The sequence below is a fragment of the Streptomyces axinellae genome, assembly GCF_039532135.1.
GTDB classification, from domain to species: Bacteria; Actinomycetota; Actinomycetes; order Streptomycetales; family Streptomycetaceae; genus Streptomyces; species Streptomyces axinellae.
Genome location: NZ_BAAARJ010000019.1, coordinates 25,872 through 37,381 on the forward strand (window position 1 = coordinate 25,872; position 11,510 = coordinate 37,381).

At 73.8% G+C, this 11,510-nt stretch carries 8 protein-coding genes; 5 read left to right on the forward strand and 3 right to left on the reverse strand.

Features of this window, described 5'->3' with window-relative positions:
- Positions 1–76: 76 nt before the first annotated feature.
- Entirely contained in the window at positions 77–1,276 is a 1,200-nt protein-coding gene (gene zapE, locus ABD339_RS25655) for a cell division protein ZapE (RefSeq protein ID WP_425576091.1), read from the reverse strand.
- A 64-nt stretch (positions 1,277–1,340) separates the two neighbouring features.
- Between zapE and ABD339_RS25660 the strand changes: the two genes are divergently transcribed.
- The 5 genes from ABD339_RS25660 to ABD339_RS25680 all read left to right on the forward strand — a co-directional run bounded on the left by ABD339_RS25660 (position 1,341) and on the right by ABD339_RS25680 (position 6,935).
- A complete protein-coding gene (locus ABD339_RS25660; RefSeq protein ID WP_344569071.1) occupies positions 1,341–2,144 on the forward strand; it encodes a pyrimidine reductase family protein in 804 nt (267 codons plus the stop codon).
- A 183-nt stretch (positions 2,145–2,327) separates the two neighbouring features.
- On the forward strand, positions 2,328–2,795 hold the full coding sequence (locus tag ABD339_RS25665; protein ID WP_344569072.1) for an indole-3-glycerol phosphate synthase: 468 nt from the start codon (positions 2,328–2,330) through the stop codon (positions 2,793–2,795).
- A gap of 155 nt (positions 2,796–2,950) precedes the next feature.
- Positions 2,951–4,366 (forward strand): UDP-N-acetylmuramate--L-alanine ligase, encoded by a 1,416-nt coding sequence (gene murC / locus ABD339_RS25670; protein WP_344569073.1) that lies wholly within the window; start codon positions 2,951–2,953, stop codon positions 4,364–4,366.
- A 46-nt stretch (positions 4,367–4,412) separates the two neighbouring features.
- Complete coding sequence (gene msrB / locus ABD339_RS25675) at positions 4,413–4,826, forward strand: peptide-methionine (R)-S-oxide reductase MsrB (protein WP_344569074.1); 414 nt, start codon at positions 4,413–4,415, stop codon at positions 4,824–4,826.
- A gap of 507 nt (positions 4,827–5,333) precedes the next feature.
- Positions 5,334–6,935: an MFS transporter gene (locus ABD339_RS25680; RefSeq protein WP_425576092.1), complete on the forward strand. Its 1,602-nt coding sequence runs from the start codon at positions 5,334–5,336 to the stop codon at positions 6,933–6,935.
- 107 nt (positions 6,936–7,042) lie between these two features.
- Here the strand turns inward: ABD339_RS25680 and treZ are convergent, their stop codons facing one another.
- Positions 7,043–8,812 carry a malto-oligosyltrehalose trehalohydrolase gene (treZ, locus tag ABD339_RS25685; RefSeq protein ID WP_344569075.1) on the reverse strand — a complete coding sequence of 590 codons (1,770 nt, stop codon included), beginning with the start codon at positions 8,810–8,812 and terminating at the stop codon, positions 7,043–7,045.
- A gap of 73 nt (positions 8,813–8,885) precedes the next feature.
- Positions 8,886–11,483, reverse strand: coding sequence for a malto-oligosyltrehalose synthase (gene treY, locus ABD339_RS25690; protein ID WP_344569077.1), 2,598 nt, complete (start codon positions 11,481–11,483; stop codon positions 8,886–8,888).
- Positions 11,484–11,510: the final 27 nt, after the last annotated feature.

An 11,510-nucleotide genomic window follows, 5' to 3' on the forward strand; every position in this document is an offset into this window, starting at 1 on the left:
CGCGACACAACTCGCCGTCATGCCCTGGCCAGTTCCCCGGCCACAGCGGGCCCGCGCCCGCGTCAGGCCCCGGCGCTCACACCAGTTGCCTGCCGTCCCGCGCGAGGGCGGTGAGCCGGGATATGGCCCGGAAATACTTCTTGCGGTAGCCGCCCCGCAGCATCTCCTCGCTGAAGAGCCGGTCGAAGGGCACCCCCGAGGCCAGCACCGGCACCTCGCGGTCGTAGAGCCGGTCGGCGAGCACCACCAGCCGCAGCGCCGTGGACTGGTCGGGCACCGGCGTGACGTCCGTCAGGCACACGGCCCCGACGCCTTCGACGAGTGCGCCGTAGCGGCTCGGGTGGACCGTGGAGAGGTGGCCCAGGAGCGTGGGGAAGCCGTCGAGCGAGGCGCCCGGCGTGCGCCGTGCCGCGGCCTTCACTTCCTCGTCGGTGTACGGCTGTGGGGCCTCGGGCAGGCCGCGGTGCCGGTAGTCCTCGCCGTCGATGCGCAGCGGCCGGAAGTGCGCCGAGAGGCCCTGTATCTCGCGCAGGAAGTCGGCGGCGGCGAAGCGGCCCTCGCCCAGCTTGCCGGGGAGGGTGTTGGAGGTGGCGGCGAGTGCGACCCCGTGCTCGACGAGGCGGGCCAGCAGGCTGGAGACGAGCACCGTGTCGCCCGGGTCGTCCAGTTCGAACTCGTCGATGCACAGCAGCTGGTGGCCGCTGAGGGTGCGCACCGTCTGCTGGAAGCCGAGGGCGCCCACCAGGTTGGTCAGTTCGACGAAGGTGCCGAACGCCTTGCGTTCGGGCGCCGCCGGTGCCGCGTGCCACAGGGAGGCCAGCAGGTGGGTCTTGCCGACGCCGTAGCCGCCGTCGAGGTAGACGCCGCGCGGGCCGCTGGGCGCCGCGGCCTTGGGCGCGCGCCGGAACCAGCGCTTCCGGCCGGTGGGCGCTGCGCCGGTCCCGTCGCCCAGGCTCTCGGCGAAGGCGCTGAGCACCCGTACCGCCTCGGTCTGGCTGGGCTGCTGCGGGTCGGGGAGGTAGGTGTCGAAGCGCACGCCGTCGAAGCGCGGGGGCGGCACCATCTCGGCCACCAGCCGCTCCGCCGGAACCAGGGGCTCGCGGGCGCTGAGCGCCACGGGCGCCTCGCCCCGGCCGCTTCCGCTCTCCGGACCGCTTCCGCTCTCCCGGCCGTCCCCTCCGGCCTGGCCGTCCCGGTGTGCGGGGGAGCCAGGGTGGGATCCGGGGGCGGAGCCGGGGGTGGATATGCGCGCTTCGGTGGTTGACACGATTGTCATGCTAGTCCGCCCACCCCCGTGGGCGCTCCGCGCGCCCGGCGTGCGCCGTGCCACACTGCGGCCTATGCGACGCCTGTTCCCATCCAGCTCAGCCCCCGCGCCGGCGCCCGAGTGGAGCCTTGAGGAGATCGCCGAGGAGTACGCGTATCCGCCGCTGGAGGAGCGCACCGCCGGGGCCTCGGGCGCCTCCGGCGCGTGGCTGCGCGGCAACATGGTGGCTTCGCTGGACGGCGCCATCCATCACGGCGGGCGCTCCCAGCCCCTCTCCTCCCAGGCCGACATGTGGATCTTCGGGGTGCTGCGGGCGCTCGCCGATGTGGTCGTGGTCGGCGCCGAGACCGTACGGCAGGAGGGCTATCGCCCCGCCAAGCCCCGGGCCGCCTTCGCCGCGCGGCGGGCCGCGAGCGGGCAGTCCCCGGCGCCCGCGATCGCCGTGGTGAGCGCCAGCTTGGAGCTGGACTTCTCGCTGCCGCTGTTCACCGAACCCGTGGTGCCGACCTTGCTGCTGACCGGCGCGGACGCACCCCCGGCGCGGCTCGCGCTGGCCAGGGAGGCGGGCGCTGAGGTCGTGTTCGCGGGTGAGGGCGTCGCGGTGGAGCCTTCGCGGGTGCCCGGGGCGCTCGCCGCGCGGGGCCTGCGGCGGCAGTTGACGGAGGGGGGCCCGACTCTGCTGGGGGGTTTCGCCGCGGCCGGGGTACTCGACGAGCTATGTCTTTCCGTTGCGCCGAGGATCACGGTGGGCGACGCGCCCCGGATCACCAGAGGGCCGGTCCTGCCGGTGCCCGACGAGTTCACGCTCGACGGGGTCCTGGAGGAGGACGGCTTCCTCTTCACGCGTTACCGTCGCTACCGGCAATCAGCGGAATGACACGTTCCGCTTATCCTCCGCTGGGCAGACTGACCTGCGCAGGCCCTTGCGAACACGGGGCGGGATGGTTTCTTTCCGGGGGCCGGGACCCCCACCCGCACTGACCCGCACACCCGCACAGACACACACCCCCCACCCGCACAGACAGGCCCCACACCCACAGAGACAAGAAGGGCACCCGTCGTGATCACGACCGTGTTGATGATCGAGAAACCGCTGGTGTCCGCCGACGTCGAGCTGGTGACGACACTGCACGGCGAGGAGACCGTCTCCTTCGTCGTGCTCATGCAGCCGCGCGGCGACCAGGACCTGCTGCTGAGGGCGCTGGACGACGTGGCACTCGGCGAGTTGGACGACGCCGTACGCGAGGCCGACGAGCCCGAGGGCGGCGAGGCGCTGGGCCCCGCCGAGCAGGCACTGGAGCTGTCGCTCAAGCGGCTGAGAGACGCCGGCTGCGAAGCTGTCGGACAGATCATCGAGGAGCACCCCCTCGACCTGCTCACCTCCGTCGCCGAACAGACGGACGCCGACGAGGTCATCGTCTTGACCGCGCCCCACCTGGTGGAGGAGTTCTTCCACCGTGACTGGGCCTCCCGCGCCCGCCACAAGGTCGGCGTCCCGGTGCTGAAGCTGTTCGCGCACACGGACTGACGCCCGGGGCGCCCATGGATCGATGACCGGGGGCGCACACGGGCCGATGCCAGTGGCACGCCCGTGGCAAGAGGCGGCCGGCCGCATCAGGCGCCGGCGACCGCATAGGGTGAGCGGGCCCCCTCAGCCGTCCGCCGAGTTCTGGAGACGCCCGTATGACCGCCGCCGCCACCCCCTCCCCGCCGCCCGCCATGGAACGGCCGCACTTCATCGGGATCGGCGGAGCGGGCATGTCCGGGATCGCGAAGATCCTGGCCCGCCGTGGGGCGGCGGTCGCGGGCAGCGACGCGCGGGAGTCGGCGACGGCGGCGGCGCTGCGCGAGCTGGGCGTCACCGTCCACATCGGCCACGAAGCCGCGCACCTGGCCCCCGACGCCACCGCCGTCGTCGTCTCCAGCGCCATCCGGGAGGACAACCCGGAGATCGTCGAGGCGAGGCGGCGCGGCCTGCCCGTGGTGCACCGGTCGGACGCGCTCGCCGGTCTGATGGACGGCCTCCGGCCGCTGGCCGTGGCCGGGACGCACGGCAAGACGACGACCACCTCCATGCTCGCTGTCAGCCTCGCCACGCTGGGCCTGGACCCCTCCTACGCCATCGGCGGCGACCTGGACGGCCCCGGCTCCAACGCCCACCAGGGCACCGGCGGGATCTTTGTCGCCGAGGCGGACGAAAGCGACCGCAGCTTCCACAAGTACGCGCCCGAGGTCGCCGTCGTGCTCAACGTCGAGCTGGACCACCACGCCAACTACGCGTCCATGGAGGAGATCTACGAGTCGTTCGGGATCTTCGCGGCACGCATCGCGGACGGCGGCACCCTGGTGATCTCCGCCGACCACGGCGGCGCCCGTGAGCTGACCCGCCGGGTGCGGAGCGACGCCGGTGCCCGCGCGCTCACCGTCCGCACGTACGGCGAGGCGGACGACGCCGACGTACGGGTGCTGAAGATCACGCCGAAGGGGCTGACCAGCGAGGTCACCGTCCTTCTCGACGGCCGGGAGCTGACCTTCGGGGTGTCCGTGCCCGGACGGCACTACGCCCTCAACGCCGTCGCCGCTCTGACCGCCGGGGCCGCGTTGGGCGTGCCCGCCGACGGGCTGGCCGGGGCGATCGCCTCGTACACCGGAGTCAAGCGCCGCCTCCAGCTCAAGGGCGAGGCACGCGGCGTGCAGGTCATCGACTCCTACGCGCACCACCCCACCGAGATGGCCGCCGATCTGGAGGCCATCAGGGGCGGCGCCGCCGGGGGCCGCGTGCTGGTGCTCTTCCAGCCGCACCTCTTCAGCCGCACCCAGGAGCTGGGCAAGGAGATGGGCCAGGCCCTGGCGCTGGCCGACGGCTCGGTCGTCCTGCCGGTCTACCCGGCCCGCGAGGACCCGATCCCGGGCGTGACCAGCGCGCTGATCACCGAGTCCGCGCGCGCGGCCGGTGCGGCGGTCAGCGCGGCCACGGCGCCGGAGGAGGCCGTCGCCGCCGTGGCGGGAATGGCGGAGCCCGGTGATCTCGTTCTCACCATGGGCGCCGGGGACGTCACCGAGCTTGGCCCGAGGATTCTCGGCAAGCTGGCGGAGTGACCCCGCGACGGGAGCCCTGGACGGCAACGAGCGCTGAGGAGCCGAGATGGCGTACGAGATCGACAAGCCCGACGAGCAGTGGCGCGCGGAGCTGAGCCCGCAGGAGTATCAGGTGCTGCGCGAGGGCGGCACCGAGCGCGCCTTCACCGGCGAGTACACCGACACGGAGACGACCGGCGCCTACGAGTGCCGGGCCTGTGGCGCCGAGCTGTTCCGCTCCGACACCAAGTTCGCCTCGCACTGCGGCTGGCCCAGCTTCTACGACCCGGCCCGCTCCGAGGCCGTCGAACTGCTGACGGACCGCTCGATGGGCATGGTCCGCACCGAGGTGCGCTGCGCCCGCTGCGGCTCCCATCTCGGCCATGTCTTCGAGGGCGAGGGCTATGCCACGCCGACGGACCAGCGCTACTGCATCAACTCCATCTCGCTGAAGCTGGTCCCCAAGGAGTCGGCCGGCTGACGCGGGCGGCCCCCCCGTCGTCGGTCGCGGCTCCGGCGCCGGGTTGGCCGTATGGCCCCGTATGTCGCCGTACGTCCCTCATGCGATGGCCGTACGCGGGGCGCCGGTCGTGCGCGGGGCGGCGGCGGGACAAGGGGCGCGCGAGGCCGGGTCAAGGATGCCTTTGCGCGCCTCATTTCTCATGGCGGAATACCGGCCGTGCGAGGACAGTTCATTTGTAGGCTGCATGGAGATGGCCGGGACGCGGGGCGCCCGGTGTGTGGTGTGCGGCATGCCGCACGGCCGGAGACGCGGTGTGCGGCATGCCGCCGGAACCGGCCCCGGCCGAGAGCTTCTCGGCGGCAGCGGCACGACCGCCTCGGAACGGCGTGACCTCCGCGAGGACGTGAGCCTCACAAGGACGAGTGCTCCGGCACAGCACAGCATCCGGAACCACCCGGAACCACCGGAAACAACAGCACCCGAAACAACAGCACCGGAAACAACAGCACCGGAAACAACAGCACAATGCGAAAGGGCGTGGGGGAGAGCGTGGGAGAGACCACTGACGCTTCCAGTCACATAGGCACGGCGGCGGGCGGGGCCCGGCAAGGCGGCGGGGGCGGGGGCCAGAGCGGCAGATGGCTCGTGCCGGTGCTGGCCTTCGGGGGCATCTCCGTCGCCGTGATGCAGACGCTGATCGTGCCCGTCATCGCCCAACTGCCCTCCCTCCTGGGCACGTCCACCTCCAACGCCTCGTGGGTGATCACCTCCACCCTGTTGGCGGGCGCCGTCGCGACCCCGATCATGGGCAGGCTCGGCGACCTGTACGGGAAGCGGCGGATCATGCTCGTCAGCCTGGGGCTGATGGTGCTGGGCTCCCTGATGTGCGGCCTCACCTCCGACCTGGTGCCGATGGTCGCCGGGCGCGCCGTGCAGGGGTTCGCCATGGGGGCCATCCCGCTGGGCATCAGCATCATGCGGGACGAACTCCCGCCCGAACGGCTCGGCTCGGCCATGGCGTTCATGAGTTCCTCGCTGGGTGTCGGCGGTGCGCTGGGCATGCCGCTGGCCGCGTATGTCGCGCAGTACACCGACTGGCACGTCCTCTTCTTCGGCGCCGCCGGCATCGGAGTGCTCGCCATGGCGCTCGTCCGCGTCCTGGTGCCCGAGTCGCCGCTGCGCACCCCCGGCCGCTTCGACGTGCTCGGCACCGTCGGGCTGACGGCGGGACTGGTGACGCTGCTGCTGCCGATCTCCAAGGGCGGCGACTGGGGCTGGGGCAGCCCGCTGGTGCTGGGGCTGTTCGGCGCCGCCGTCGTGATCTTCGTGCTGTGGGGGCTGCTCGAACTGCGGCTGAAGGACCCGCTGGTGGACCTGCGGACGACGGCCCGCCGTCAGGTACTGCTCACCAACCTGGCCTCGATCATGGTCGGGCTGGCCTTCTACGCGCTCACCCTCGTCCTCCCGCAACTCCTCCAGCTGCCCAGGTCCACGGGGTACGGGCTGGGCCAGTCCATGCTCGTATCCGGGCTGTGCGTGGCACCGATGGGCGTCGCGATGATGCTCGTCTCCTCCTTCTCGGCCCGGCTGTCCGCCGCGCGCGGGCCCAAGGTGTCGCTGATGACCGGTCTGGTGATCCTCGCGGGCTCCTACCTGCTGGGCACGCTGCTGGTGAGCGCGGTGTGGCAGACCGTGGTGCTGTCCGTGCTGATCGGGGTGGGCATCGGGATCGCCTACTCCGCGATGCCCGCGCTGATCCTCGGCGCCGTCGATCCGTCCGAGTCGGGGGCCGCCAACGGCCTGAACACGCTGATGCGTTCGATCGGCACCTCCACCTCCAGCGCCGTCGTGGGCGTCGTCCTCGCCAAGATGACCAGCCCGCTCGGCCCGACGCGGGTGCCCGACCTGGACGGCTTCCGCACCGCGTTCCTGATCGCCGCCGGGGCCGCCGTCGTCGGCCTGGCGATCGCCGCGTTCCTGCCGTCCTCCACCGGCTCGGGCGCCGGATCAGGCATCCAGCAAGTGCCCGCCGGTACGCAGCCGGTGCAGCGGGGCGGCCCGCAGCGGCAGGCCCACGCGGACCAGGAGGAGCCGGCGGCCACTGGTCTGATCGCGGACCGGCCCTGAACGCTCCCGCCCGGACCCTCAAGGAGAGGTGACGATCCGGACGAGCCCCGGACCGCTCTCGCTCGCACCACCCACGCACCGCGGCCCAGGCCGCCCGCCGTGCCGTGCTACCGCACCACCGCCGCTGACTCCGGCGGCAGGCGCAGGACCCCGTCCGCCAGCCGCGCCGCCGGATCCCAGGACGCCAGCAGCACCGCGTGCGCGGAAGGCAGCGGCAGCCGGGCCGCACGGCCCGGGGACAGGTTCACGGCCACGTGCAGCGGGCCGTTGCTCAGCAGCAGCCAGCGCTCTCCGGCCGCCTGCCCCGCCGCGTCCGGGCGCTCCACCCGCGCTTCGCCCAGCGGCAGGTGCGCCAGCACGGGGTGGGCGTGCCGCAGCCGGATCAGGGTGCGGTGCCACTCCAGGAGCCGGGCGTGCGGGGCGCGTTCGGGCTCGCTCCACTCCAGGCACGAGCGGGCGCGGGTCGCCGGGTCCTGCGGGTCGGGCACCGACTCCGCCTGCCAGCCGTGCGCGGCGAACTCCCGGCGCCGCCCCTGCCGTACGGCCTCCGCCAGTTCGGGGTCCTGGTGGTCGGTGAAGTACTGCCAGGGGGTGCGCGCGCCCCACTCCTCGCCCATGAACAGCTGCGGCGTCCCGGGCGCGAGCAGCACGAGCGCCGCAGCGCAGGCGAGCGCGCCCGGGGATGCCAGGGCCGCCGGCCGCTCGCCCAGGGCGCGGTTGCCGATCTGGTCGTGGGTCTGCGCGTACGCCAGGAAGCGGTGCGCGGGCACGGCGGCGGCCCCCGGGCGCAGCAGCGGGCGGCCGTGCCGCCGCCCCCGGAAGGTGGAGTACCCGCCGTCGTGGAAGAAGGCCCCGGTCAGGGTCTTGGCGAGCGCGGCGAGCGGGTCGGCGGCGAAGTCCGCGTAGTAGCCGTGGGATTCGCCGGTCAGCGCGGTGTGCAGGGCGTGGTGGAAGTCGTCGTTCCACTGTGCGTGCAGGCCGTGCCCGTTGGCGCTGCGCGGGGCCGTGGTGCGGGGGTCGTTGAGGTCGGATTCGGCGATCAGGAACAGGGGCCGTCCGCTGTGCGCGGCCAGGGTGTCCACCGCTTCGGACAGTTCGGCGAGAAAGTGCTCGGCGCGGGTGTCGGCCAGCGCGTGCACGGCATCCAGCCGCAGGCCGTCGAGCTGGTAGTCGCGCAGGAAGGCCAGGGCGCTGCCGATGAGATGGGAGCGCACCTCGTCGGAGCCGGGCGCGTCCAGGTTGACGGCCGCGCCCCACGGCGTCCGGTGGGACTCGGTGAAGTACGGCCCGAAGGCGGGCAGATGGTTGCCGGACGGCCCGAGGTGGTTGTGTACCACGTCGAGGACGACGCCGAGCCCGTGTCCGTGCGCCGCGTCCACGAACCGCTTCAGCCCCTGGGGTCCGCCATAGGGCTCGTGCACCGCCCACAGCGCCACCCCGTCGTAGCCCCAGCCGTGCGTGCCGGGGAACGGGCAGACGGGCATCAGCTGGACATGGGTGATGCCCAGCTGCGCCAGGTGCCCCAGCCGTGCGGCGGCGGCCTCGAAGGTGCCTTGGGGGGTGAAGGTGCCCACGTGCAGCTCGTAGAGCACGGCGCCGGGCAGCGGCAGCCCGCGCCAGGGGTGCCGCCAGGTGAACGCGTCGTGGTCCACCACCGCGCTCAGCCCCTCGGGCCCGTCCGGCTGGCGGCGGGAGCGCGGGTCGGGCAGCACGGGATCGCCGTCCAGCGCGAAGCCGTAGCGGGTGCCGTCCCCGGCCGGGGCCTCCGCCTGCCACCAGTCACGGTGGGTGGGGGAGTGGCCCATGTGGTGGGTGCGGCCGGGTGCGATGTGCAGCGTGACGGTCTGCGCGTGTGGTGCCCACACCTCGAACAGCATGCTTCCCATTAAAGAGCGTGCGCGGCGCTTTGCGGAGCGTGCGCGGCGCTTTGAGAGGAGGTCCGGCATCGGGCTACGAGGCCGCGGGCGGCTGCGTCCCGGCGGGCGGTTCCGTGCGGGCCAGGAGAGCGACCGGGGCCGCCTCGAAGAGCCGCGCGAGGGGGACCTCGCCGGTCAGCGCCCGCCCGGAAACGCCCGTCCCCGGGGGCAGTTGGTCATACCAGGTGCCCGGGGGCAGGATGAGCCGGGCATCGCCCCAGCCGCCCGACCGCGCCAGCCGCAGGGACAGCCGGGTGACGGCGGTGAGGACGGCGCCGGAGCGAACGAACGCCACACAGTGCCCGGCCGCCGTGCCCCGCGCGCACACCGGCTCGTACCACCCGGTCTCCCCGAACAGCTCGGGATGCCGGGCGCGCAGCCGCAGCGCCGCCGCCGTCAGCCGCGCCTTGTCGGCGTCCGTGTCGGGCACGGAGCCGGGGCCAGAGGCGGGGCCGCTGTCGCTGCCGCCGAGCGTCGCGGGGGACCGGTTGTCGGGATCGACGAGTGCGCGGTAGACGCGATCGGTGTCCTGGTACAGGTCGGGCACACCGGGCATCGTCAGGTGCAGCAGCGCGGCGCCGAGCACGTTGGCCCGCACGTACGGCGCGAGGTCTGCGGCCAGCGCGGCCAGTGCACGCGCGCCGGGGCCCCGGGCCGCGGCCTCGGCGAAGCGGGTGACGGCACGCTCGTACGCGGGGTCGCTCTCGGTCCAGGTGGTGCGCAGCCCGGCCTCGCGTACGGCCTTCAGCAGCGCGGGCACCAGCCGTTCTGGCGGCGGCGGGTGGGCGCCCAGCGCGAACGCGGTCTGCCAGTACGTCCAGGCCACGTGCGGATCGGGGGCGTGGGCGACGGCCTCCTCCGCCGTCGCCTCACCGGTCCCTCCGGGGTCCGGGTCCGCGTCCGCCTCGCGGAGCAGTCCGGTCCACAGGCGCGGGCACTCGCTCAGCACCGCGAGGGCCGCGCGTGCGTCGCCGCTGCGCTTGGTGTCGTGCGTGGACAGCGCCGTCCCACCGGTGGGCCAGGCCCGCTGCGTGTGCGCGCAGTAGGCGTGGAACTCCTCGGGCGGCACCGCCGGACGCCCGGGTTCCGCGCCGACCTCGCAGGCCGACAGCAGCGGCACATGACGGTAGAAGGCGGCGTCCTCCTGGGACTTGGCGCGCAGCGCCGAGGACAGCTGCGCGAAGCGTGCGGGGAACTCGGCGGCGTCGGGTCCACCCGCCACGCTGCCCAGCGCCAGCTCCCGCACCGCATCGACGGCCGCCGCCTCCGCCGGGACCCGGAACGCGCCGCGCGCCCCCTCCGCCGCCCGATCCAGCAGCGCGGCATCGCCCGCGTCCGGCGCCCTGCCGTGCGCGGTGTACGGGCGGTAGACCGGCAGCCGTACGAGCATCTCGCGCAGCGCGGTCCGCAGGGTCCAGGGGGCGAGGTCGCGCAGCGCGAGGGCGGGCGAGGCGGCGCACGCGCGGACGGCCGCGCGGGTGAGCCGCTCCGTCTCCGCCGCCAGATCGTGTACGACGACGTGCCGGGCGCAGCGCCTGAGCGTCGAAGCCCACTCGCCACCCCGGTCGGGGCGCGCCCCGGTGTACGCGCGGAACCCCTCGCTCAGCCGGGCGTGCCCGGCCGGGTCGGTGAACAGGCCGTCCAGGTGCCGCAGCGCGTCGTAGCCGGTCGTCCCGGCGACGGGCCAGGACGGGGGCAGGGTCTCGCCGTCGGCGAGGATCTTCTCCACGACCGTCCAGCGCCCGCCGCTCGCCTCGTGCAGCCGCAGCAGATAGCCGCCGGGGTCCGCGAGGCCGTCGGGGTGATCGACGCGCAGCCCGTCGGCGACGCCTTCGTGGAGGAGCTGAAGCACCTTGTGGTGGGTCGCCGTGAAGACCGCCGGGTCCTCCACGCGCACTCCGATGAGGCCCGAAATGGTGAAGAAGCGGCGGTAGTTCAGCTCCGTTCTGCCCAGCCGCCACCACGCCGGACGGTAGTGCTGTGCCGCGCACAGCTCGGGCAGCGGCAGGTGCTCGGTACCCGGGCGCAACGGGAAGACCAGTTCCCCGTAGCGCAGCGTGTCCCCCTCCACCCGCATCCGGGGCAGCGCGTCGTGCAGCGGCTCCCCGAGCACCGGCAGCAGGACGCGCCCGCCGCCCGCGGCCCAGTCGATGTCGAACCAGTGGGCCCACGGTGAGGCGGGCCCCTCGCGCAGCAGTTCCCACAGCGGACGGTTCAGCCGCAGGTCGTCGGGCACGGCCATATGGTTCGGCACGATGTCCAGGACGAGGCCCAGCCCGTGCGCGCGGGCCGTGGCCGACAGCGCCCGCAATCCGCGCTCCCCGCCCAGTTCCTCGCGCACCGTGCTGTGGTCGGTGAGGTCGTAGCCGTGGGTGGAGCCCGGCACCGCCGTCAGCACGGGGGACAGGTGCAGATGCGAGACGCCCAGCTCGGCCAGGTGGGGCACGGCGCGCTCGGCGGCGGCGAACGGGAAGCGGGGCTGGAGCTGGAGGCGGTAGGTCGCGGTGGGGGTGACGGGGATCCGTAGAGGGTGGGGCCGGTGGGGCGGGCCGGGAGGACCGGGCGGGTGCGGCGTACCGGACGGGCCGGGGAAGGGTCCGGGGTGTGCGGGTGCGGTGCCCTCACGTGTCATGCGAACGTAGGTACCCCGGTGGAGCCG

What these genes read in the sequence shown, in the direction of transcription:
- zapE (WP_425576091.1), bottom strand. Translation starts at nt 1,276, where the DNA reads ATGACAATCGTGTCAACCACCGAAGCGCGCATATCCACCCCCGGCTCC.
- ABD339_RS25660 (WP_344569071.1), top strand. Translation starts at nt 1,341, where the DNA reads ATGCGACGCCTGTTCCCATCCAGCTCAGCCCCCGCGCCGGCGCCCGAG.
- murC (WP_344569073.1), top strand. Translation starts at nt 2,951, where the DNA reads ATGACCGCCGCCGCCACCCCCTCCCCGCCGCCCGCCATGGAACGGCCG.
- msrB (WP_344569074.1), top strand. Translation starts at nt 4,413, where the DNA reads ATGGCGTACGAGATCGACAAGCCCGACGAGCAGTGGCGCGCGGAGCTG.
- ABD339_RS25680 (WP_425576092.1), top strand. Translation starts at nt 5,334, where the DNA reads ATGCGAAAGGGCGTGGGGGAGAGCGTGGGAGAGACCACTGACGCTTCC.
- treZ (WP_344569075.1), bottom strand. Translation starts at nt 8,812, where the DNA reads ATGCTGTTCGAGGTGTGGGCACCACACGCGCAGACCGTCACGCTGCAC.
- treY (WP_344569077.1), bottom strand. Translation starts at nt 11,483, where the DNA reads ATGACACGTGAGGGCACCGCACCCGCACACCCCGGACCCTTCCCCGGC.